Origin of the sequence: Roseobacter sp. GAI101, from assembly GCF_000156335.1 — a bacterium.
Lineage (GTDB): Bacteria > Pseudomonadota > Alphaproteobacteria > Rhodobacterales > Rhodobacteraceae > Sulfitobacter.
In genome coordinates this window covers 176,939-199,888 of the sequence record NZ_DS999215.1, presented here as the reverse complement: position 1 = coordinate 199,888, position 22,950 = coordinate 176,939, and the positions used below count along the sequence as shown (strand labels likewise).

Below are 22,950 nucleotides of genomic sequence, written 5' to 3'. Positions count from 1 at the left end.
AGAGCGATTGCTGGAGGTCTTCCCAAAAGACCGTCTCTATATAGGCTTTTACGACCAGTTGCAGGATGACGCAGTCGGGTTTTTGGATGACCTTTGCCGCTGGCTCAACCTCGGGGCGTATAGCCAGGTTGTTGGCGAAGGGCCGCCTGCGGCGTTGGCAAGTGCCGCCTATCCCGCAATGCCCCCCGGCGTCCGCGCAGCGCTTGCCAAAGAGCTTGAGCCATCGACAAATCGGCTTTGCGAACTTTTCCCAAATCGTTATACAAATGACTGGTATGAGAATTTGGCTGGCCGATGACAAGTGAATGTCCTTCAGAGAGTGCTATGCCCTGTTTGAACGGAGAAGACAGAATGCAAGACCCTATATATCGTGTCGTTCCAGACGGTTTGATACACGACACCATTGAAGGTGAAACGATTTTGTTGAACGTGAAGTCGGGCACTTACTACAACCTTTATGGTGCGGCGACGGACATCTGGGAAATGTTGGCCATTGGCGGCCGGATAAGCGATTTCTGTCGCCTGCTGGAAGATCATTATTCGGCGCAGCCCGGCATGTCAGATGATGTCCGGACCTTTGTGCTTGCGCTCGAGACGGACGGGCTGATCCTTGCTGTCGAGGGCGATATGGCCTCGGAACTGCCGGCGCGGTTGGACAGCCCCTTGAAGAGCTGGCAGGTGCCCGCAATAACGTCCTACAATGATTTGCAGGACCTGCTGACAATCGACCCAATCCATGATGTGGACGATAGTGGCTGGCCCAATGCACGACCCGGCTGAAGAAACTGCAACCCTATTTGGCCACGTCGGGGGGCGATTTCAAAAAGCCATCAACCGGGTTGGGGCTGTCGAGCATGATATTTGCTTGGCAGGGCAGCGGCTTCGTCTGGAATTCGCAGGTCTTGCGCTGGTGGATCGTATCCTTCCGGCCCTGTCGCACCGACTGGTTGACCCGCAAACCAATGACGGTGAGGCGGACCTGAGGATCAGCATATGGGATGGTGCCAGCACTGGGATCGGTGCCCCCACGATGCCCTGGACGCTTGACCGGTTTTCATCCCGGCGCGAGGTCACGGGCGCGAATTCCAGCGATTATTGCGTCGCCTACGATTTGTATTGTGGCATTCTGTCAATTGTTTCGCGTCGGGAACGGCGGGCATATTGGTGGATTTCGGACAGCCGCAAGCTGCCGGCCTACGAAGACGCGGCCCCGCTGCGTGAGATTTTGCAGGCATGGTTCACCTGGCGTGGTGGTATCCTGATTCATGCGGCGGCGGTGGGAACCGACGCAGGGTCTGTGGTTCTGGTCGGCAGGGGCGGGGTGGGCAAGACCACCACTGCGCTTGCCTGTGTTTCAGCCAACCTGCGGCTCTTGGGAGAGGATTACTGCCTGATGACCGGCTTCGAGGAGGGGGCGTTGCCCCGTGTGCACAGTCTGTTCAGCAGTGCCAAACTGACAGATCACAGTCTGGGGATGCTACGTCATCTGGAGCCATTTGTCGTCAACGCCGATCGCCGCCAAGCCGACGAGAAATTCCTTCTCATGCTGCATCCGGGCGTTCCGACACAGTCCGAGGCCGCGCTCAAGGCGATAATTCTACCAAGGCGTGTTGCTGGGGGGAGGATGTCGCTTGCACCGGCATCTGCAAAAGAGGCGCTGATGGCGCTGGCTCCCAGCACGATCCTCCAGCTTTCCGGTATGGCGCAGGACGCGTTGCACAAGATGAAGCGGGCCGTCGAGTCCGTTCCGGCCTATCGGCTCGAACCGGGGTCGCGCCCGCAGGATGTTGCCTGTACGTTCCGGAAGTTGATTGCAGATGCGCCATGACGGACTGGCGCGTCAGTGTCATCATGCCCGTCTATTGCGGTGAAGCCTTTATCGTCGAGGCGCTTCATAGTATTACGCGGCAGGACTGGCCAATCAAGGAAATCATCGTGGTCGACGATGGCTCGACTGACGATACCGCCTCTGTTGTCCGGCAGTTTCCCGGCCGGGTTCGATATGTCCATCAGGAGAACCGCGGCCCGCAGCATGCCCGTAACCTCGGTTTGTCCATGGCGTGTGGCAATGCGATTGCCTTTCTTGACGCCGATGATACCTGGTGCCCGGGTAAGCTGGCGATCCAAGGGCCCCTGCTTGATACTGAGGATGTCGTGATAGGCCATACCCGGATCATGAACGACCCGCATTCGGAGGCGTTCATTCTGCCCAGCTTGAACTGTGCCCTGTTTCGCAAAAGTGCATTCAACCAAATCGGCCATCTGGACCCCGAGCTTGAGTATTCTGACGACATGGACTGGTATATGCGCGCCCGTGAGGCCGACCTGGCCATCAGGATCCATGATGATGTCGTACTGGAGCATAGAAGGCATGACAGCAATCTGACCCGCAACTTCGCAAAGAAAAAACGTTTTCATCTTTTGATGCTGCACAAGTCGATTTTGCGTCGCCGCGAGAAAGGCATTGTTATTTCCCCCCTTTTTTCCGACTTTCGGCATGTGGGGTAGGGGCGCGAACGTGAAAATTCTATACATGCTGGAAAGGTTTGTACCTTTTGTCGGTGGTATCGAGACCATGAGCGCCCATCTTCTGTCCGCTTTGGCACAGAACGGTCACGAAGTGCAGATCGTTACCTCTCAATCCGATGTGCCGCTGCGTGAAACCGATACGTGGCAGGGCATGCCATTGTTCCGTCTCCCGATGCTGACATCGCTTGCACATCGCGATCTGAGGGGAATCCTGCAAGCTCGAGCGGGGTTGCGCGGGATCAAGCAGGCGTTTGATCCTGATGTCGTGCATATCCAGTTCAGCGGTCCGTCAAGCATGTTTCACTGGGACACGAACGAAGGTGCTGGCGTGCCGACGCTGGTGACCGTGCATTCAGTCGCAACCGAGAGCACCCCGAACCGTTCGCTCTACCTTGATACGGTGCGCAAGGCAGATTGGGTGGCTTCGGTGTCGCGCCATATGTTGGATTGGACTTTGGCCCACGCCCCTGAAATTTTCGAACATTCGAGTGTCGTGTACAACGGAATACCCGCTGAAGAATTGCCGGCACAAATGCCTGCACTGCCGTTCGAACCGCCGACGATCCTTTGGATCGGACGGATGGTCGAATGGAAGCGGGTGGATCGGTTGATAGATGCGGCGGCACAGGTGATGGCGACAAATGGCGTGGTGCGCCTGTGCCTAGCCGGAGACGGGCCAGAGCGGCAACGTCTTGAGGCGCTTGCGCGGGACCGGGGGATCGCAGAACGTACGCGCTTTACCGGCTGGGTGGATGCCGCTGAGCGCGGGGCGCTGATGCGGAAGGCGACACTGGTTGCGATACCCTCCGAGGCGATGGAAAACCTGCCCATGGTCGCGCTCGAGGCTGCGGGATACGGGCGTCCTATCGTCGGGTCCCGTGTTTCTGGTCTGCCAGAGATCGTCGAACACGAACGATCTGGTTTGCTGGTGTCCAATCTGACGCCGCAGACCTTGGCGGATGCGATTTCGCGCGTACTCACTGACCGTGAAAAAGCCCGGGAAATGGGGCGGCAAGCATCGAAATTGGTGCGCAGTCGCTTTACCAGCACGCAGATGGTCGATGCCTACGAGCATTTGTATGGCCGTCTGGCAGGCCCGAGGGCCGGGTGATGCATCTCAGCGTGATCATTCCGGTATTCAATGGGGCGGCCTATCTGGCCCAGGCCATCGAAAGCGTACTGCGGCAAACACGCCAGCCAGACGAGATTTTGGTGATCGATGATGGCTCTGCCGACGAAAGTGTGGATATTGCGCGTGGATACAAAGACCGTGTGCGGCTGGTGTCGCAAGACAACCGCGGTCCGGCAAATGCCCGCAACCGCGGGGTTGCCCAAGCGCAGGGGGGGGTTCTCGCCTTTCTGGATGCCGACGACCTTTGGTTGCCAGAAAAGCTTGAACATCAGCTTGTGGCGCTGAGACAAAGCGAAATGGCATTTTGCATGATAGAGAAATTTTTCAGCGATGACTGCCCCTCCGAGATGCGCAGCACTGCCGTGGATGTGTCAGACCCGAAGGCCGGTTACCTGCCAACGACGTTTGTCTGCCGGTCTGATCTTTTCAAAACGGTGGGGCCGTTTGACGAAAAACTGAAAGGTGGCGAATTTATCGACTGGGTGGCCCGCGCCCGGGCATGCGGCCAAACGGAAACGCTGCTGCCGCGACTTCTGGCCAGACGGCGCATCCATGCCGGCAACCTCAGCCGAGAAAACGGAATGATGCAGGAATATCTGCAAGTCATCAGGCGCAATCTGGCACGTCGCAACAAACCATGACCAGACCTGCACCCTTGATGCGCCTGGTTCGCAAGACACGATCAAGCAAGGACCGCTTGCTACGCTTTACCGTCGATGAAGCACCGGCATACCTTTGCAACTTGCGGGCTCCGGTGCGACCGGGTTGTGTGATTTTTGCGCAGGGCCGCACGGGGACATGGCTGTTGCATTCGCTTTTGAACCAGCATCCGGAACTGCATTTCGGCAAGGAAATACTGCAACAGCCCGTTCTTTGGCCGTCGCGATATGTTCTGTCCAAGGCCAGAGCGGCGCAGCCGGCGTTGTATGGCTGCCATATCCAGATCAATCAGTTGCTGACGACCCAAAGGATTGACGCAAAAGGGTTTATCAAAGGGTTGTCTGACCAAGGATGGCATATTCTGCATCTACGGCGGCAAGATGTCATTCGACAAAGCATCTCTGCGATCCTTGCGGTGCAGCGTGGCCAGTGGGTCGCCCATAAAGCGATATCGGCACCTCAGCCTATGGTCGAGATCAACATCGATCAGGTCATCGAACGGATACGGCGCAGACAATACCATGCTGCTTGTGAAGCCGAGGTTCTTGCCGATTTGCCGCATCTTTCCTTGATTTATGAGGAGGATTTAGAGCAGGAAACGTCGCACCAACCGACGGCCAACAGGATCTTTCGATACCTCAATGTCGACTTGGCCGAGGTACGCGCGGAAACCCATCGAACCACCCCGCAAAGGGTGCAGGACGTGTTGACCAATTACGATCAACTGATGGATAAGGTTGCATTAACCTTTCCTGAGTTGATGTGACCATGCGCCAGATATTTCAGCCGCCCTTGCGGATCGAAGATCTCCCTGCGGAATATATCCGTCTGATGCAGATTGCGTTCGGCACCGATGCGATCAAGCAGAATGCCTGGACCGAATGGCAATCCACGGCGGACTTCGACAGGATGACGACAGGCTCGTTGCTGGTTCCGGCAGCCTTTCATGGCGTCGCTGATCAGCCGTCGACTGCTGTCTTGAGGCGTATGAGAGGTGCGTTCAACAAATCTTGGCTCCATGCCAATGTGCTACGGGAAAAGATGGCCCCGCTGCTTGGCAAGATCGCGGATTCTGGGGTCGATTGTTGTCTGGGCGACGATTTTGCGCTGGCTCTTGTCCGTTATCCCAATCCCGGAATGCGCCCGATCTTTGAAGCAACCCTGTATTGCGCGCCCGCTGATCGCCCGGAACTGGACAGCCTGCTTGGCTCCGGTCCGTTCGCTTCAACACCGTGCAATGGGTGGCGCGTGACGGATCAGGCCATATTGCGCGTAAGAGGTTTGGCCGGGCCAAGGACCCCCGGCGGAACGTGCAACACGAATACCTTTGCGATACCTGTTCTTGATCCCACGCGGCAATTCTGGTGCAGCTTTCTTGCGGCCCGCCCCCAGCCATTATTGCGTGTCCTGGATATAGGGTGTCTTGTGAAATACTCTGGCGAACAGATTTCGTGGCATCCGATTTTTGATCGCGCCCGTGCCGAGGGAAAGCAGAAAGCCCTATACGATCTTGCTGGGTTTCTTGAAAACACGCTTGGACTTGAGCTTTCGACTGAAGCACAGGGGATGCTAGGGCAATATTCAGGTCAGGCACCCACCAACGGGGTGGCACAACAAGCGCAATCGATTTTCTGGAACATCCGCAACGGCATGCAAGGTTAGATGATGCAGCACTTGTCAGATGAACATACCGCTCTGTACAGCCGTATTCTTGAAGGTTCTGCGCAGATCTTGCCGAACGGTCTTGAACAGCATGACGGTCAAGAAGAATTCGACAAAAGCGCATGGGACAAGTGCGGTGCATTGGGGCTTTGCGGTCTGACTGTACCCACGATGTTGGGTGGCAGTGGGCTTGATCCGCTGTCGGCAGTAATCGCGATGGAAGCCTTTGGTCGGGGCTGCGCCGATAATGGCCTTGGTGTCTCGCTGGGTGCGCATCTCTGGGGATGCCTTACGCTGTTGTTGGCAGGTGATCGTGCCCGGAACGTCGACATCATTCGCGATCTTGCCACAGGTCGAAAAATCGGTGCCTTGGCGGTCAGTGAGCCGGAGGCAGGGTCTGATCTTGCTGCAATCTTGACCACTGCTGTCGCGGTCGATGGCGGCTATCGGCTTGAGGGGCGAAAGTGCTATGTCACCAACGCGCCCGTTGCCGACGTTTTGGTGGTCTTGGCCGAGACAAGGCCGGGAAACTTGGCTTTCGGGCTCAGCGCCTTTTGCCTCGAGCGTGGCACGCCGGGTCTGACGACACCTGCACCGGTATCCAAGATGGGATTGCGCACGGCGTCAATGGGCGACGTCGAACTTGACGGTTGCCTTGTCCCCAAATCTGCACGGATTGGTGCCGAAGGCGCGGGGCTGTCGCTGTTCCTGAAGGTTATGGAGATGGAGCGGGCTTTCATACTCGCCCCGGCGATCGGTTCCATGGAGCGGGTTTTCGAGGCAACAAGGCACTATGCGCAAAACCGCAAGCAGTTCGATCAGCCGATTGCCGAATTTGAATCGGTCTATGGGCGTCTGGCCGAAATGTATCGGCGCACGTCCCTTGCACGTCTTGTGTTGCGGGATGCGGCGGCGCGTAAAGGTTCGGGCGGGTCTATCACGCTGGAAGCATCAATGGCCAAGCTGACGATTTCAGACGCATGGGTGGCAAATTGCCAGGACGCCTTGGCAATCTTCGCCGCCAAGGGCTATTTGAGTGCGACAGGTATCGAGCGTGAATTGCGCGACGCTCTCGGCGGTCAGATCTATTCTGGCACCAGTGATATCCAACGCCGTACAATAGCAAAGATGCTGAGGGTGATATCGTGACGACCTTGGCGCATTTGCTGAAGAACACGGCGCAGGCTTTTCCAGACAATCAGGCGGTTTTCTACGAGGGGCAAGCCCTTGATTATGCGCATCTTAACGATCTGAGCGACCGTCTTGCGCAAGGGTTGTGCGATCTTGGCGTCCAAGCCGGCGACCGTGTGGGGCTGTGGATGCCAAAATCGCTTTGCGCCGTGATTGCCATTTTCGCCATCCTCAAGGTTGGTGCGGCCTATGTGCCGATCTCGGAACTCGCTCCGCCAAACCGCGTCGGTTTTGTCGCCGGGGATTGCAACATGAAGGTGCTGTTGACGGACCACGACGGGTTTGATCGTCTGGGGGATGCAAGCGTTGCGGGGGCAGTTCCTGTCGCGGTTGATATGGCGATGCTAAAAGCGCTGGTTGGTCGCTTGGAACGCCCCGGAGCAGAACCGGGCCGTCTGGCCTATGTGTTTTATACCTCGGGATCCACCGGGGTGCCGAAAGGGGTGATGGTTACACACGATGCCGCGCTGAATTTTGTGGATTGGGCCAGCACCCGTTTCGGCATCGGACCGGAAGACAGGCTTGCCAGTCTGGCACCGCTTTCATTTGATTTGTCGGTCCTCGATATTTTTGCAGCGGTGCATACCGGGGCCTGTGTGCACATGATCTCATCCGCGCGCATGATATTTCCGACCTCGCTCAGTCGCTACATACAAGAGCATGCGATCACGATATGGTATTCCGTGCCGGCCGTCCTGGCCAGGCTGGCATCACATGGCAGGCTCGACAAACACTCGATGGCTTCGCTTCGACATGTCCTTTTCGCGGGGGAGCCGTTCCCGGTAGCACAGCTCGAAACGCTAATGCAGGCAGTTCCCGACGCGCGTTTTCACAACCTTTACGGCCCGACGGAGACAAATGTCGTTTCGCATTTTGAAATAGACCGGCTTGAGGGCGACGCGATCCCTATTGGCAGGCCCTGCGCCGGAAACATCTTTGAGATCATTGCGGAAGACGGCACCGTTGCCACTGGTGCCGCCACCGGCGAATTGCTTGTATCAGGGCCTTCGCTGATGCAGGGATATTGCAACCTGCCGGACCTTACACAGGCCCGGCTTGTCCATCTTGCGAGGACAGAGAGCGCGTTGGCCTATCGTACGGGTGACAGGGTCCGCCGCGACGACAACGGTGTCTATCATTTCCTCGGGCGACTGGACGACATGATCAAAAGCCGCGGTGTTCGGATCGAGCCCGGCGAAATCGAAAGCGTGCTTTTGCGGCACCCCTCAGTGGAAGAAGCCATCGTTCTGGGACGCCCAGACCCCGATATCGGCCACCGTCTTGCGGCGATTGTCGTTCTGGGGGGCGCGGTAACTGACACCGAATTGATAACCCACTGCCGCGACTTCCTGCCGACTTACATGGTGCCCTCCGAAATCCTGCAAAATTCTACGGGGCTGCCCCGGACCGCCACCGGCAAGATTGACCGACTTGCAGCGCGCGCCCTTCTGGAAGGAATTCCGGCATGAGCCATCACGTACCGGATGATCTTCCGTTCGACCTTGTGCTGGATTTTCTGCTCCGACCGGGATCGGTTGAACAACGTCAGATTGATGCGCTGACTCCGCAGACATGGGATGCGATCACCCGCCGCCTGCGTGAGCAACGTGCCCTGCCATTTTTGCTCAACACGATCCAGAACAGCTCTGCGCTGCAACTGCCTAAGGATGTGACGCAGGACCTTATCGTATCGGCCCGGCAATGGGGAACGCGGCAGTTGCTGATGGGGGGCGAATGTCAGATCATCCACCGGGGGTTTGCCGAAAGAAATATCCCGCATCTCTTTCTCAAAGGGGTGCCGCTGGCCTTTGGGTTCTATGAGGGCCCCAGCCAAAGACCTGTCCGGGACATCGACATCCTGGTACCCAGGGACAACCTCTTTGAGGCGCGCGACTGTATCATGGCGCTTGGGGGCGGGAAAATTCCCGAATTTGCAGGCACCGAAGTGGACGTTGACGCAGATACCTTCAAGCATCTGTCACCGATATGGTCGCCAAACCGGATCATCGCTGTGGAATTACATTCCCGCTTGTTTCCCCAAGCTGCAGATCACGCGTCACCCGAATTGGAAAACTTTGCCGCCGGATTGTGGGCTGGACGCGCGACCTTTTCCATTTCCGGCAGCGCGTTGCCCTGTCCCACCCCGATGGCCATGGCATTGCATCTTCTGTCCCATGCCATTTACGAGGACTGCTTTCAGAACGGACCGCTTTTTCTGGTGGATATCCAGCGCCTGATCGAAAGCGGCATGGTGGACCCGCAGGCATTTCACGAACAGGCATGCAGGTTCGGAATGGCCCGAGGCAGTGCCCTGACGTTTCATATGCTGGGCATTGAAATTCCCTCCGAGCAGGTATCACCGTCGTTGGAAAAAGCGGCAACGCGGCTTGTTCTGCAACGCAGAACCAAAAGCGGTTGGGAAGAAAACGTTATCGACCTGGGAAAAGTCATGCAGCGAAAAGGGATGCAGTCTTTCTGGCCCTTGCTGAAAAGGCTGTTTCCGAAGAGGGAAGAATTGCTAAGCCGCCGCAGGAAGTTCGACCTTGAGGGTGGCGAGGAGTGGAGCTTTCTGCGTCTTTGGATCTCATTCCTCGGCGACAGGATAAAGTTTGCGAAAGTATTTCTGGCAAGCAGGGAAGGCCGGAGCAACGTTCGCGATACAATGACCATTCGTGAGTGGCTGACAAACGACTGATATGGTGTAATCACGAACCCATCGCGTTTTTGGAAAGGCCTTAACTTGGATCAAGATATGCTTTTACACATCGGTTATCACAAGACCGGGTCAACCTATTTGCAGAACCGTGTCTTTGATGGGGGAAGGTTCGCCTTTGGGACGATTTCGGATGACGATAGGTTCTTGAAGAAAGAAATATGCTTTCAACACATCGATTTATTCGATCAGCCCGGCGTCGCACAGTGTTTCAAGGCAGCTTGCTCGGAGATTGCCAGCGCAGGTCGATATCCGGTGTACACCAATGAGAGTTTGTCAGGTCAACTCTTTTCGGGTGGTATTGAAAGTTTGCGAACGGCCCAGAGGCTCAAAGCGGCTGCCCCGTCCGCGCGGGTGTTGATTGTCATCCGAGAGCAGAATTCGATTCTTTTATCCTCCTATAATCAGTTTGTGCGTCACGGCGGCAGAGATACGCTTGCCCAGTTTTTGACAAACGAAACCAATGGATTTCTTCGGTTCCACCGTTCGCATTTTGCATATCACCACCTTATCAAGGGCTATCAGGATGCGTTCGGCACCGATAAAGTTTTGGTGCTGCCCTTTGAAATGCTGGCTGTCGATCCGATCGAATATATCGACCGAATCTTGCAGTTTTGTGGCTTGCCCAAAACTTCACTGGACACCACCGAGGTGGCTTTGGGCAGCAGGCTTAACCCGTCAATTCCATTTTGCGGTATAGTTTTGAAACGTTGGTTTAATTTTTTTGTAGCCCCTTCAAGGCCCGGCCTGACAAGGCGACCGATATTTTATTCATCAAGATGGACGAATAACGTCATAAAACACCGACTGAAAAGTTTCAGTCGCCGGCTTCCTGATCGATGGAACAAGTCTGTCAAGAAACAGTACCAGCAGGTGATCGAAGAAATGATTCACGATTACTATGTTGAAAGCAATCATAAAACGATGGCGCTGACAGGAATAGACTTGGGCGAATATGGTTATCGCCTGAATAAATAGATCCGATCAGCCTTCGCTACGCTTCCGGTTATCCGTTTGGGAAAGGAAATCCAATTCGAGGAATTGTCTGATCGATTTGCGCTGCACGGTTTCGGGATGCTTTTCATATATGTGCTCCAACACGGTAGAATATTGTGTCAGGTACTGCATGGCACGCTGTTCCGGATCTCCGTTTGTGGCGGAGGCAAAGACTTTTCCCTTGTTGATGTAAATTATGCCATCTTGCGATAGCGTATTCCAAATCGGTACGACAGGCGCATTGGTCGCTGTTGCAAGAGTGCCAAGCCCCGGCTTGAAAGGCCGAAGTTTTCCAAAGAAGGACGCGGTGAGGTACCGTGTGCCCTGTTGACCATCAGGAAGGATACCGACAGGCATGTTCTTGGACAATCGTCGGCGGGCCTCGAGCAACTGCCTTGTCATGATTGACGCGCGGACGTCGGGATCCAGGACCTTTTTACCGTCCTGCTTCAAACTACGCCCGATAAAGAGTATATCGGCTTCCTCTGTGAATCTGGAAAGGGACAATTTCGTGATGGATTGGTGGGCATAAACACAAACAACTGCTTCGTTCCTGATCGGAAATTCGCATTTTATCAGGTCCGAAGAATGCGCGGTAAATGATCTTTGGAGGAAAGTTTGAAAAAGCGGCGTCTTTGCGCCTTGTTCCAGACAGTGTCCGAGGTAGTACAGAGCAAACCGGCGTGGCACGTCGGTTCCTGAATAACTGATTTCTGAAAGAAACGACTGAAACTCCGGGTGTCGCCACCGCAACCAGATTTGACCAAGACGTCTTTCCAGCGTCCATCGAAAGCCGCGAAAGGCAATTTGATATGGGCGGATCCAACCTGTCGGGGAAAGCCTTAGGCCAAAACTCAGAGCACCCACGACGAAAAAGCCGAAGAATCCCAACCGCCGGACGCTGCTCATGATTGGTATCAAGTATCTGTATGATTTCACAGCGGCCATTCCCCTGAAGTGTTACGGCGATTGGTTTTCGTTGCTAGGACTGACCGCAAAGACGCTGACCAGGAACGAGGTTTCTGCCGAGCAATGATCGTGTCCAATGGAGCGTCGAAGTGTTTGGCGCGTCAAGCAAGGCAGACCAGTGAGAACGGGGTGTATTTGCGTTTTGGCAACAGCCCAAAATCCGTCCATGCCAAGGCATTGTTCGTGGTTTCCCGGTTCAGATTAACAAGCGATCCAGGTTCGACGCGCGTTTGGGCATTTTCGCTGCGCTCTTCAGCAGGTCCATGCCATTGTCGCTGGTAAATCTCAGGGTCTGTGATGCCCTGTCCTCCTGCAAGGGGGAACTTGCGTAATGGGGTAGGGCGATGCCCCGCGCCAGTTCAATGCGCCCCAACATCTGCCGGTTAAAGTAGGTCTGGTAACGCGCTACGTTCTGAGGCTTTCGGACACATTCAGCAGCAAACCACGCGGCCAGACTGCCGGAATAGAGGCCAAGCGTTACACCGATTGAGAAAATCGGATCAAAAAACCCGGCGGCATCGCCAACCTGAAAGAACCCCGGACCGGCGATTTGTGCCGAATGACCTGAGAAGTTGTTGATGAAGTGGAATTTCCTGTCGATCAGCGTGGCATTCTCAAGCAGGTGCTGCAACACGGGCTCATTTCCGACAAGATGTTCGAAACGGTCTTCCCAGTTGTCAAAGTTTTGCTTGAGCTTGACTACGGTTTCACGCAGCAGGACGCAGCCGACGCTTGTCGATTTCCTTAATGGAATATGCCAGGCCCAGCCGATGTGGTCGCCTTCGGTCAGCGAGACCTGCGTCGTGACGCAAGGCACATCCTGGATCATGGAATGCGGATACGAAACGCCATCATAGTCATAATATCGCGAGTTTTCGAAATACCCCCAAAACGCCATGAACCGGAAGTCGGGGTTCGTGACCCGCGTGCCCAGTTGCCTTGCAAGCAATCCGCCCTGACCACTGGCGTCGATCACATAGCGTACTGAAATCTGGCCCGGCCCATCGGCAGTATCGTATCTGACGGACTGCCGTTCTTCGCCGAAATCCACCTTGCGGACCGTGACATTTTCGAACAACCGCGCGCCAAGGCGCTGTGCATGCCGGACAAGGATGCTGTCAAATTCATCGCGATCGACGTGCAGACCAGGACGTTCATAACCAAAGTCCCGGAAAGCCAGGCGTTCGACCTGACCGTCCCAATGGACCCGGCCCCCCCTCTTTGTGACAAACCCTGCTTTCTTGATGTCTTCGCTTGCACCGATCATGTCGGTGAATTTCCAGAAATCCGGTATCATGTTTTCGCCGACCGTGTTGCGAGGGTGCACATCACGCTCCAGCATCACAACGTCAAAACCGGCCTTGGCCAGCAGGCCTGCGGACATGCAGCCGCTGGGGCCCGTGCCGATTACGGCAAAATCTGCGCGTTCAGGAATCATGTTGGTGTCACCCTTGCACTGGTTTTAAGAAGGCCGGCTATTGCATCCATTGACGCGAAATTTTCCGGCGTGACATCGTCCGGGTCAATGATGATGCCAAGGTCGTCTTCGATAAAGGTGATCAGCATGAATAGATTCAGGGAATCAAGAACACCATGCGAAATCAGGGGCGTGTCATGCTCAAGCGTGTCAGCCGCGCTTTGGGACGCGGGAAGAGAGGCAAAGAAGTCGCGAAGTTTCGGCAGGTGAGATGTTGAATTCATCGGCGTCCATAGCAAAAGAGGGGCGGCCCAAGTCCGGTATCCCATAGGTCTGATTTAGTGAAAATGTAGTTCACCCGTGAACTCAAGTCACGCCTTGTCTTTCTCCATGGATTTGAAATCACGAATAAAACGCTCTGCAGCAAGGCGATCTGATGATTTATCCAACCGACAGTTGCGCGCGTTTCAACCATGACCCAGTGTGCGCATTCCCAAAGCGTCGGTCAAGGGCGCGAAGTTCCGGCAAATATTCGCTGGATAATTTCGCCTGATGGTGGTCGGGGATAGCATGATAGCTTCGCGCGTGGATCTTTTGTGTCAGGCTCTTGTCGGGTTCGGGCGGGGAAACTCCCAAGAAGCCACACATCTCCGTCAGGAAGGCCTGCGGGTCCGACACTAGTTGGTCGAAAAATGCGATGTGGACCTGCTGCGGGGGGAAGTGGGCACGCCAGCGGTCAATGTTGGCGATGTAGGTCCCATTTGCGCGGGCCAGATCCCAGGCAAGGAATCGTTCTATTTCCGCGTCGCTTTGATCTTCGAGAGAGGCGTAGCCGTAGCGGCTGAAATACATCGCAGCCTGCGACCACAGACGTTCAACGGGGTCCCTCAGAATATAGATCACTTTCGCCTGCGGCAGTAGTCGCGCCACATTTTTAACGGATTGATCTCCAAGCCGGGCATATGCAGGGGTGATGTCACCGTTCAGCATTCCGTCAAGGCCCGCAAAGCAGGATTGATACCAGGTATCGGAGCGCGGTTGCAGAAAAAAACGGGCATGCCATTTCAGACTTTGAGGATCGCGCGCGACATTTTGAAGGCCGGGCCGAAGCCAGCGCCAAAGCATGCTTCTTTGGCGTCTATGTCCAAGCGCGTCTAGAATGAGGGGCTGCATCCGGCGATCAAAATAGTGAATTTCCTTGATCGGTGGCAGCCACACCTCGGGGTGGTTCTGCAAGTTGCGATACAGCCACGTCGTACCAGCCTTTTGCGCCCCAATGACAAGAAAATCCGGTTTGGCCATCGGTATCAGCCCCTCAGCAGCCGGCCGCCCGTCAGGCAGCGGACCCGGTAGAGAGAGCGCCGGGCGGTGACGAACAGGGATTTGCCATCTTCTCCCCAGGCGCAATTTGCCGGCAGTTCGGGCAATTCGATTGTTCCCAGATGGGTCATGTCGGGGGCAAAGACCCAGACCCCACCCGGGCCGGTAACAAAAAGATTGCCTTTTGTATCAAATTTCATGCCGTCCGGATTGCCGCGCTTGCCGTTGTCCATATCACAGACGCAACGCCCGTTCTTCAGGGTGCCGTCCGCGCGGACATCAAAGACGCGCAACTCTTTGATGATCGAATCGTCGACAAACAGCCGGCTTTCGTCGTCCGAAAACGCGAGTCCATTCGGGCCGGGCATGGAGGTATCAAGCAGCGATAGCGTCCCGTCAGAGGCGATGCGAAATATCCCCGAGAATCCGGTTTCCTGCTGATCTGGCTTGATGCCAAAGGGGGGATCCGTGAAATAGACGCTGCCATCACGCTTTACGATCAGATCGTTAGGGCTGTTCAGACGCCGGCCCTGCCATCTGTCGGCGAGGATTGAAATTGTCCCGTCAAGCTCCGTGCGCGTCACGCGCCTGCTGCTATGCTCGCAGGTCAACAGACGCCCCGCCTGATCCAGAGTGTTGCCGTTGGCATGACAGCTGGGCTTGCGGATTTTGCGCACACGGCCATTTCGCCATTCATGGATCGTGTTCTGGGGGATATCGCTGAACACAAGCGCTGCGCGCGACGGCAGCCAGACGGGCCCTTCGGTGAACTCGAAACCTGTGGTCAGACGTTCTATTGCAGCATCCTTTTCCAAGATGTCCCAGAACGCGTCGGCATTGGCGACAAGGCGCTTGGGATGCAACGGGGCGCGTCGCCAGCGCGCCAGCCTGTGCCTTGCCTTGTCAATCAGTCGCATGTGAAGACCCGTTCAACTTGATCTCACCACGCACCAGGCGATCAAAATGCGCGGCATAAGCTTTGGCGTCCAGTGGCAGAGCCACTTCGCGCTTTTCGAAGCCCGAGACGATCATCGCATTCACCAGTTCAAGCGTGCGATAGGCATTTTCAGATGAAATGCTGTCCGCAAGCGGCTGACCCGCCTGTATCGCATCGACAAAGTCCCACAGGATGCGACCATGCCCGGTCATGGGTTTTCGGCCCGGCTTCCAATCATTCCGCTGCGGATAGAGCACATCGGCCATCCGTCGCAGCGGACGTTTCAGCCAGAGCGGAATCTTCCGTCGCATTTCAGGTCGCTTGCTGCGTAGGACAGACCAGGTGATTTCGGATTGCTGATGGTCGTCCGAATAGGTGCAGATCGCCGTGTCCACCGCGTCCGCATAGATACCAAGTTTGACAATGTCGTCCGGATTGTCGGCTAGGTTCATAGCATTCGGCAAGACGATCAACCCCTTTGTGCCCATGATTGCGCGATAGGTCAGGGCGCGGCTTTGGTTGATTGATGCGCTGATCGTTGCGATGGCACCGGGCTTGAAGCGTATCGTTGCGGATACGCTATCTTCCAGAGGGATGTCGTGGGCTTGCGTGGCAAGGCTGGCTTGGACGCTTTCAACCTCGCCCGCAAAGCATCGCAGCAGGTCGATGTCGTGGCTCAGTTGGTTCATCAACAACCCGCCGCCCGCACCGGCCCAGCTTTTCCGCCAAGGCACATTGGCGAAATAGCTCTGCGGTCGCAATTCATGCCAGGTCCAGATGATCTGACGTATCGTGCCGATCTGTCCGGACTCTATGATGGACTGGATTAGTTTCGGCGTTGCAAAATTTCGATACTGAAAGAATGTGCCGACCTGCAAATTCAGGTTGCGCGCTTTTTCAAGCAACTGACCCGCCTCGCCGATATGGCGCGCCAAGGGCTTTTCAACAAGCAGATGGCAACCCGCCAGCAGGCATTCGGTGCCGATGCTGGCCAGCAGATCATGGGGCAGGGCGATCGACACGAAATCAAGGGTCTCGTCTGCCAGCATCTGCCTGTGATCGGCATAAAGGCGTGCACCGCAGTTGTCAGCCAGCGCCTTGCCACGCGCCAATTCTGGATCAGCAACCGCGCAGACCTGAACATTGGGGTGCCGGGCGGCCCAACGCAGGTGCACACGCCCGACATTTCCCGCGCCAATCAGACCATAGCGCAGCATTAAGTCTCATTTCTGGCGGGGCGGTCAAACGGCACCCTGCCACCATAGAGCGACGCTCCCGCATCGACGGTCAGCACGCTGCCCGTGGTGAAGCGCGAAAAATACTCGCTTGCGAGGAATGTAACCGCGCGTCCGATATATTCAGGCGGCACCGGTCGGCCATGCAGCAGGGACAACTTGGAAACTTGATCGTCGGGATGCACCCACCCCGGTGCAATCGCATTCACCCGGATATCATGGGGGGCGAGATCAACGGCCCATTCACGTACCATCGCCGCCTGCGCCGCCTTGGCAGCCCCATAGTTCGCCCAGCGAGAAGGCAGCATTGCGTGAATGGAGGTTACCATTATGATCGACCCGCCGTTCTTTTTCAGATGCGGGATCAGGGTGCGGGTCAGGCGGGCCGGAGCTAATATGTTTGTCTGGAAAGAATCGCTCCACTGCTTGTCGGTATCGCAGAACAGATCAGTTTCAAACTGAACCCCTGCCGCAAGCACAAGAATATCGCAGGCTTGCAGGTCAAGTTTCCGGACCCCTTCTGCATCGGTCAGATCAAGCTGAATGGTCCTCAGGCGCGGGTTGGCCTCTGCGTCAGCCAGACTCCACAAGGCATCGGCACAGCGATCAATGACAATGACGTCGCTGTCTTGCCCAAGCAACTCGCGCGTGATCGCGGCCCCGATCTTGCCTGCGCCGCCAGCGATCACGGCAGTCTGACCGGCAAAAAACGCAGTTGTTGGGGCAGGGCGATAGATCGGCTCTACCGCCCTGATCGGTCGGGTACGCCAAAAATAAGAGGTCAGTCGCTTCATCATGGTATGAAGGTGCCGCTAACTGTCAGGCGAGGCAATCCAAAACACCTTGAACGGGGATCGCCGCGACACAAACGGTTGACATCTGTGCCACATTTGCATTTTCCAATTTGCGTTGGGGCCGCTTGTGCGCAACAAGCCTAAGCGATCCGTACTATCCATAGTGATCGGCAACGTGGTTCTCTTGCCGTGATACGCCGCCAGGACCTTGATCGAAAAGGACGTTGCCATGGAAGAACACTCTCGCCTTTCCGGCAAGAAGGGCACGTCCATCGCCGACTGGGTGCGGTTGCTGAAGTCGCTGCGTGATTTTTCCGGCCGCGACCTGTGGCTGATGGTCGGCGTCGTCACTGTAGCAAGCTTTGTCGAAGGGTTCGGGCTCGCGCTCCTCTTGCCACTTGGAAATTTGTTGTTCTCTGCCAACGGGCAGGTACAGGGCGTGTCCGGTTCCGTATTGGACGCCTTGGCCTATGTAGGCCTGACTGACACCGCGCATCAACTATTGGCGCTGGCGCTGATCTTTTTGGCTTGGATGGGGGTGCGTGCCCTGTTCCTGATTTCACGGGACCGCCGGCTTGCCGTGCTGACGAACGGTTATGTCGATTATCTGCGGCTTCAGATGTTTGCCAGCCTGGCCTATGCGCCCTGGCCGGTCATCCGGCGCATGCGCAAGTCGGACCTGATGAACGCGCTTACGACCGAAATTTCGCGCATATCCGTCGCGATACAGTTCCTGTCAAAATTGTTTATCACCATCACCTTGTCGGGGGCCTATCTGATCGCGGGTTTTCTGATCAACCCGATGATCGGCCTGATCCTGCTGGGCCTCAGCAGTGCTGCGGTCGTGCTGGGTCATTTCTGGTCTCTGGGAAGCGGCGGCATGGGCAAGTCGCTGACGCGCAAAAACAGAAAGTCCATGTTTGTGACCACCAATTTCCTTGACGGCCTGAAGACCTCGAAGGTGTTTGGCGCAGAAGATGTCTTTATTGGCGAATTCGAAAGTTTCATCACACAGACGCGGAATCTGAAAACCTCTTTCGATGTGCGGCAGAGCAAATTTCGCCACGGGATCGAATTATCCGGTGCCTTGGCTGGACTCCTCTTGATGCTGGTCGGATTTCAACTTCTCGGTATTGCTGGGGCAGAATTGCTGGTTCTGGGGGTCATCATCGTTCGGCTGGCTCCCAGCCTGCTCTTGTCGCTCAGCAGTTTTCAATCCCTTGTGTTTGCGATGCCTGCTTTTTCGACCGCCCTGACGGACCGCCAGCTGATCGAACAGCAAAGCCAGGCAGGTCCGCAAGCGCGATCAGACCAGAAAAAACAGGACGTGCCAGAGCCTGCGGAAGTCACTCTGAAAGGCGTTGTTGTTACGATCGAGGAACAGGGGGCGCGTCATGATTTACTGAAGATTGATGATATTTGCCTGCCTGCAACCGGTCTGGTTCACCTGCGCGGTGCTTCGGGGGCGGGGAAATCAACCTTTGCCGAATTGCTTGCCGGGCTTTACGTTGCCACAAGCGGAGAGGTTCGCGCTGGAAATCTTACCCTGACACTGGAAACCCTTTTCGAATGGCAACTTCGGATCTCGTTCGCGCCGCAGGAAGCTTTCCTTTTTCATGGAAGCATTCGGGAAAATTTGTGCTGGCCCAATCTGAAACGTGATGATGCGGACCTGTGGGAAGCTCTGAAGGTCGTTCACGCCGACGACTTTGTGATGTCGCTGCCCAACGGATTATCCCAGCCCATTCGCGATGGTGGCAACAGGCTGTCGGGCGGGGAGCGACAAAGACTATGCCTTGCGCGTGCCCTGCTGCGATCATCGGCGATCCTTATCGTCGATGAGGGGATGTCGGCGGTTGAAAGCGACCTTGAAGCTAAAATCCTGACGAATTTGCGGCGCATCGCCCGAACAAAGCTGGTGGTTTGCGTCAGCCATTCGCCGACGATCCTGACGATGGCCGATCATGTGATTGAGGTGTCGGACGGGGTGGCCGTTATGCTCCCGCACCATAGCTCTCGCGCCTGATGGCCTGCTTTGGCATTGTCAGGTTATTTTCATTTACTCGCGAAGCGGCCGATCCGCTTTGCTTTAGGCTAGAACCGGGCCTTTGAACCGGCGTTGTCACATTAACGGGCCTGAGGTTGCTGGTTTATTGACCTGGGGATAGGCGGTGTCGATGCAAACAGTGAAAATCAGCTATAAGCGCCACCGCTTTCCACCCCAGACCATTGCTCATGTTGTCCGGCTCTATGCCCGGTTCAACTTGAGCCTACGCGAGGTCGAGGAGCTGATGCTGGAACGTGGCGTGGACATTTCGTATGAGACGATCCGGCGCTGGACCGTTAAGTTCGGCCCTTTGATCACCCACGTTCTGCGGCGGCGGCAGCCTCGCCCTGGTGATATCTGGCATCTGGACGAAGTCGTCGTGAAGATCGCTGGCCGGTCATACTGGCTCCAGCGTGCCGTCGACCAACACGGCGCTGTTCTTGAGGAAATCCTGCAATCGAAGCGAGACAAGCGCGCCGCAAAGCGGATTTTGATCAAGCTAATGAAACGTTGGAGCTTAGTACCCAAAAGGATCATCACCGACAAACTGCGATCCTATGGTGCTGCTAAGCGTGAGGTCGCGCCCAGCCTTGATCATTGGTCCCACAAGGGCCTCAACAACCGCGCAGAGAATAGCCATTTGCCTTTCCGAAAACGAGAGCGCGCGATGCAGGGCTTCCGGTCGCCGGGTGGATTGCAGCTTTTCGTCTCCATGCATTCCGCAACCCACAATCGTTTCTCCGTCCCAGCCCGCCGCCGCTCCGCCCTTTCCATCCGCTACCATCGGCTCGAAGCCTTCGAGGCATGGAAATCCGCGGCGAATGTCGCTTGAGATACCATCGGTACCACGACTTGCCGAATGCGCGACTTAACGTGACAACACCCTTGTGACAGAAGTCTGATATCACTTTCGATGTAGTTATAGAGAACCTGTTTAGCGTCTGGATTGTCCAACAGTTTTGCAAGGTCGGTAACGGCAAGCTCACACTTGGTTCCGCTGGTAAGACAATCCACTTTGACGCGCGCATCGACTGAACCGTCAGCGTTCTCAGTGTAAATCAGGCTCTCATTCAACATCATAAGAACATGCACATCTTCCGGAATTGCATCGCGGCTGCCGTAAACCGCAATTGCTTCATTGATCTGTTGCATCAGTTTGGCAGTGGGGGTCGACTCCGGCTCGGTGCAGAATAGGGCGGTAAGGTTTTAAGCGTTCGCCGGTCGCCATCGATACTCGCCGGTGAGGATGATGTGTGCCCAGCCGAGAGGCGAGATGTGCGCGAGGAGGTATCCTGGCGTGTCCAACTTGGCCTTTTTGCGCTGCGCGAAAGCTACGCCAAGCTGTTTTGTATTCCAGAAGATGATGATGGCGGTGAGCAGGTTGAGCCCAGCGATCCGGAAGTGGTGGCCTTCCGTGTTGCGATCGCGGATTTCGCCTTGTCGACCGATCCGTAGGGCGCTTTTCAGAGCATGGTGCGTCTCACCTTTGTTGAGACCAATGTTGGCACGGCGCTGCATATCCGTGTCGAGCGCCCACTCGATGATGAAGAGCGTCCGTTCAACCCGTCCGATTTGGCGAAGGGCAATAGCCAAGTCGTGTTGTCTCGGCCGCGCCGCTAGTTTCTTCATGAGCTGACTGGGCTGCATTCTACCTGAAAGCATCGTTGCGATGCCGCGCAGCACATCTGGCCAGTTGGCGATGATGGTATTTTCCCGGATTTTGTCGCCCACCAAGCCCCTCAGTTCAACCGGTACACTGCGGCGATCAAAGACATGCAGCCGTTTGGACGGCAGATCCCTGATGCGCGGGATGAACAGATAGCCAAGCAGCGACGTGGCGGCGAACACAAGATCGGTGAAGCCACCGGTATCGGCATATTGTTCCTTGATCCGCTTTCCGGTCGGGTTCATCTGCAACCCATCCAGAATGTACGGAGCTTCGTTCACCGTGGCGGGAATGACCTGGGTGGCGAAGGGACCGTACTGATCTGACACGTGGGTATAGGCTTTCAGGCCTGGCTCGTTGCCGTATTTTGCGTTGATCAGATTCATTGCTTCACCCTGCCGCGTAGTGGGAAAGAATTGCCCGTCACTGGAAGAAGTTTCACCGGCACCCCAGTACTTTGCCATCGGTAACTGTGCTTGCGCTTCGATCACGGTGGCCAATGCCCGGTTGATGGCCTCGCTTTCCACATGCCAGTTCGAAAGTCGCGCCAGTTGGGTAAAACTATGCGTGCTGCTGGCCCCGGCCATCTTGCTCAACCCGAGATTCAGACCCTCTGCCAGAATGACGTTCAGCAAACCACCCTGTCCACCTGCGCGCCCAGTCCGTTGGTGACAAGAAAGGTCAGCGTGCAGGACGCGTCGCTTGTCTGCACCGCATTCAACTCGACGGCGATCTTGCCATCAAGGTCCGTTTCCTGCGCGGAAAGAGCTGATGAAACTCCGAAAAAAAGCGTGCAAACGCCGCTCACGACCCATTTCATGATGGTGTCCTTTACCAAAAATCAGATGAGGGTGACCTCGCGGGCAGCACTGCACGGCAGGCTGGCTGGGGCCCGTGTGCCAACCATCTGGCGCAAAGATCGGAAATTTTCAAGGTGCTGAGGGGGCGCAAGCGGCTCTGCATACCGCTCAGAGGGGTAGGATCAGCATTTGAGCGCAAATGTTTATTGTTACTTATCAATTAATTGGAAGTAAATTCGTTGAATTTCTTTTAATTTACTTTTTTGTCAACTTTTTCTTATTTGCGGCCATCGAAGGTGTCGAGCGCTATTGAGCGTCTGTTACGATTCTGAACCCTGCTTGTATCGAAATCAATTCATAAGCCAGATCGCTCGAGATATAGCAGGATCCGTTATCCACTTGCCCGGCAGTGCATGCCTGTATGCAAGAGAGGCGCTCAAAAGACGCGGCTTGATGTGGTCGATTGCCAAGCTGCTGGGGGTTGAAATCGCGGTGCCCAGTTTCTCCACCTTGTCGCACCGGGGGCGACGGCCGGACATTGCGCGCCAACCGCAGCGGAATAAAAAATCTGTATTTTAGTTTACGCATACGAGCCAAAGTGCCGCCGCTCCCCATCAAGCAGGCCGAACCGCCTCTAAACTTCCGTTTAGGGTATTCTACAGGCAGTTTAGAAGTGACGATTTAAACGATTTGCTGATGGCTCTTGGGCCGGACCGTTCCTTTATCCAGATCATCCCGACGATGGAAACCCGAACAAGGGACCATCAACACGATCAACCTCGGGACATATGAAAGGAACTACGACATGAAACTGAAACTTGCAGCACCCGCACTTATTCTCGCCCTTGCAGGCACTGGCGCATTGGCACAAGGGATCGAAGG

General features: G+C 55.8%; 23 protein-coding genes and 2 pseudogenes. 15 read left to right on the top strand and 10 right to left on the bottom strand.

The genetic code is table 11. From position 1 onward, the window contains the following. The 12 genes and pseudogenes from RGAI101_RS22215 to RGAI101_RS20165 form a co-directional block, all read left to right on the top strand. Window positions 1–298, top strand: a pseudogene (locus tag RGAI101_RS22215) (hypothetical protein); the annotation flags it as partial. Between the two features lie 53 nt (window positions 299–351). Continuing rightward, window positions 352–780 (top strand): PqqD family protein, encoded by a 429-nt coding sequence (locus tag RGAI101_RS21395; RefSeq protein WP_050763278.1) that lies wholly within the window; start codon window positions 352–354, stop codon window positions 778–780. Further along, entirely contained in the window at window positions 764–1,828 is a 1,065-nt protein-coding gene (locus tag RGAI101_RS22210; protein ID WP_037230401.1) for a hypothetical protein, read from the top strand. Before RGAI101_RS21395 ends, RGAI101_RS22210 begins: the two co-directional genes overlap by 17 nt. Beyond that, window positions 1,825–2,508, top strand: a complete 684-nt coding sequence (locus tag RGAI101_RS22205; RefSeq protein ID WP_008230144.1) for a glycosyltransferase family 2 protein — start codon at window positions 1,825–1,827, stop codon at window positions 2,506–2,508. The genes RGAI101_RS22210 and RGAI101_RS22205 overlap by 4 nt, the downstream gene beginning before the upstream one ends. Window positions 2,509–2,518: 10 nt before the next feature. Next, window positions 2,519–3,640 (top strand): glycosyltransferase family 4 protein, encoded by a 1,122-nt coding sequence (locus RGAI101_RS21390; protein WP_198133751.1) that lies wholly within the window; start codon window positions 2,519–2,521, stop codon window positions 3,638–3,640. Then, window positions 3,640–4,302 (top strand): glycosyltransferase family A protein, encoded by a 663-nt coding sequence (locus RGAI101_RS20195; protein ID WP_008230035.1) that lies wholly within the window; start codon window positions 3,640–3,642, stop codon window positions 4,300–4,302. The genes RGAI101_RS21390 and RGAI101_RS20195 overlap by 1 nt, the downstream gene beginning before the upstream one ends. Before the next feature lie 176 nt (window positions 4,303–4,478). Further along, window positions 4,479–5,087 (top strand): hypothetical protein, encoded by a 609-nt coding sequence (locus RGAI101_RS20190; RefSeq protein WP_217624969.1) that lies wholly within the window; start codon window positions 4,479–4,481, stop codon window positions 5,085–5,087. A gap of 2 nt (window positions 5,088–5,089) precedes the next feature. Next, the gene (locus RGAI101_RS20185; protein ID WP_037230396.1) at window positions 5,090–5,983 is read left to right on the top strand and encodes a hypothetical protein; all 894 of its coding nucleotides are present in this window, start codon (window positions 5,090–5,092) and stop codon (window positions 5,981–5,983) included. 3 nt (window positions 5,984–5,986) lie between these two features. Next, complete coding sequence (locus RGAI101_RS20180; RefSeq protein WP_198133750.1) at window positions 5,987–7,132, top strand: acyl-CoA dehydrogenase family protein; 1,146 nt, start codon at window positions 5,987–5,989, stop codon at window positions 7,130–7,132. Further along, window positions 7,129–8,643, top strand: a complete 1,515-nt coding sequence (locus RGAI101_RS20175; protein ID WP_008229975.1) for an amino acid adenylation domain-containing protein — start codon at window positions 7,129–7,131, stop codon at window positions 8,641–8,643. The genes RGAI101_RS20180 and RGAI101_RS20175 overlap by 4 nt, the downstream gene beginning before the upstream one ends. Further along, window positions 8,640–9,869 (top strand): nucleotidyltransferase family protein, encoded by a 1,230-nt coding sequence (locus tag RGAI101_RS20170; RefSeq protein WP_008230104.1) that lies wholly within the window; start codon window positions 8,640–8,642, stop codon window positions 9,867–9,869. Before RGAI101_RS20175 ends, RGAI101_RS20170 begins: the two co-directional genes overlap by 4 nt. 57 nt (window positions 9,870–9,926) lie before the next feature. After that, window positions 9,927–10,865, top strand: coding sequence for a sulfotransferase (locus RGAI101_RS20165; protein WP_008229943.1), 939 nt, complete (start codon window positions 9,927–9,929; stop codon window positions 10,863–10,865). Window positions 10,866–10,871: 6 nt separating this feature from the next. Here RGAI101_RS20165 and RGAI101_RS20160 read toward each other — a convergent pair whose 3' ends face one another. Next, complete coding sequence (locus tag RGAI101_RS20160; protein ID WP_008229929.1) at window positions 10,872–11,792, bottom strand: 1-acyl-sn-glycerol-3-phosphate acyltransferase; 921 nt, start codon at window positions 11,790–11,792, stop codon at window positions 10,872–10,874. Here RGAI101_RS20160 and RGAI101_RS22590 point away from each other — a divergent pair. Next, window positions 11,791–11,919, top strand: a complete 129-nt coding sequence (locus RGAI101_RS22590) for a hypothetical protein (RefSeq protein WP_302621189.1) — start codon at window positions 11,791–11,793, stop codon at window positions 11,917–11,919. The genes RGAI101_RS20160 and RGAI101_RS22590 overlap by 2 nt on opposite strands. 129 nt (window positions 11,920–12,048) lie before the next feature. Here the strand turns inward: RGAI101_RS22590 and RGAI101_RS20155 are convergent, their stop codons facing one another. From RGAI101_RS20155 to RGAI101_RS20130, 6 genes are all read right to left on the bottom strand, one after another. Beyond that, entirely contained in the window at window positions 12,049–13,290 is a 1,242-nt protein-coding gene (locus tag RGAI101_RS20155) for an NAD(P)/FAD-dependent oxidoreductase (RefSeq protein WP_008229942.1), read from the bottom strand. Further along, a complete protein-coding gene (locus RGAI101_RS20150; protein WP_008230127.1) occupies window positions 13,287–13,553 on the bottom strand; it encodes an acyl carrier protein in 267 nt (88 codons plus the stop codon). The genes RGAI101_RS20155 and RGAI101_RS20150 overlap by 4 nt, the downstream gene beginning before the upstream one ends. 157 nt (window positions 13,554–13,710) lie before the next feature. Further along, window positions 13,711–14,571: a sulfotransferase family protein gene (locus RGAI101_RS20145; RefSeq protein ID WP_008230091.1), complete on the bottom strand. Its 861-nt coding sequence runs from the start codon at window positions 14,569–14,571 to the stop codon at window positions 13,711–13,713. A 5-nt stretch (window positions 14,572–14,576) separates the two neighbouring features. Then, window positions 14,577–15,506 (bottom strand): SMP-30/gluconolactonase/LRE family protein, encoded by a 930-nt coding sequence (locus RGAI101_RS20140; RefSeq protein ID WP_008229963.1) that lies wholly within the window; start codon window positions 15,504–15,506, stop codon window positions 14,577–14,579. Next, a complete protein-coding gene (locus RGAI101_RS20135; protein ID WP_008229908.1) occupies window positions 15,493–16,743 on the bottom strand; it encodes a Gfo/Idh/MocA family protein in 1,251 nt (416 codons plus the stop codon). The genes RGAI101_RS20140 and RGAI101_RS20135 overlap by 14 nt, the downstream gene beginning before the upstream one ends. Beyond that, complete coding sequence (locus RGAI101_RS20130; RefSeq protein ID WP_008229951.1) at window positions 16,743–17,558, bottom strand: SDR family NAD(P)-dependent oxidoreductase; 816 nt, start codon at window positions 17,556–17,558, stop codon at window positions 16,743–16,745. Before RGAI101_RS20130 ends, RGAI101_RS20135 begins: the two co-directional genes overlap by 1 nt. Before the next feature lie 226 nt (window positions 17,559–17,784). On the opposite strand from RGAI101_RS20130, the gene RGAI101_RS20125 reads away from it, so the two are divergent. Both RGAI101_RS20125 and RGAI101_RS20120 read left to right on the top strand, forming a co-directional pair. Further along, complete coding sequence (locus RGAI101_RS20125; protein ID WP_037230392.1) at window positions 17,785–19,581, top strand: ATP-binding cassette domain-containing protein; 1,797 nt, start codon at window positions 17,785–17,787, stop codon at window positions 19,579–19,581. A gap of 151 nt (window positions 19,582–19,732) precedes the next feature. After that, a complete protein-coding gene (locus RGAI101_RS20120; protein WP_008230107.1) occupies window positions 19,733–20,434 on the top strand; it encodes an IS6 family transposase in 702 nt (233 codons plus the stop codon). Here the strand turns inward: RGAI101_RS20120 and RGAI101_RS22000 are convergent. The 3 genes and pseudogenes from RGAI101_RS22000 to RGAI101_RS20110 form a co-directional block, all read right to left on the bottom strand. Then, the gene (locus tag RGAI101_RS22000; RefSeq protein ID WP_157044766.1) at window positions 20,380–20,754 is read right to left on the bottom strand and encodes a hypothetical protein; all 375 of its coding nucleotides are present in this window, start codon (window positions 20,752–20,754) and stop codon (window positions 20,380–20,382) included. The genes RGAI101_RS20120 and RGAI101_RS22000 overlap by 55 nt on opposite strands. A 54-nt stretch (window positions 20,755–20,808) precedes the next feature. After that, window positions 20,809–21,939 (bottom strand): annotated as a pseudogene (locus RGAI101_RS20115) (Tn3 family transposase); the annotation flags it as partial. Next, window positions 21,897–22,088 carry a hypothetical protein gene (locus RGAI101_RS20110; protein WP_008229876.1) on the bottom strand — a complete coding sequence of 64 codons (192 nt, stop codon included), beginning with the start codon at window positions 22,086–22,088 and terminating at the stop codon, window positions 21,897–21,899. The gene RGAI101_RS20110 and the pseudogene RGAI101_RS20115, both read right to left, overlap by 43 nt. Between the last annotated feature and the right edge of the window lie 862 nt (window positions 22,089–22,950).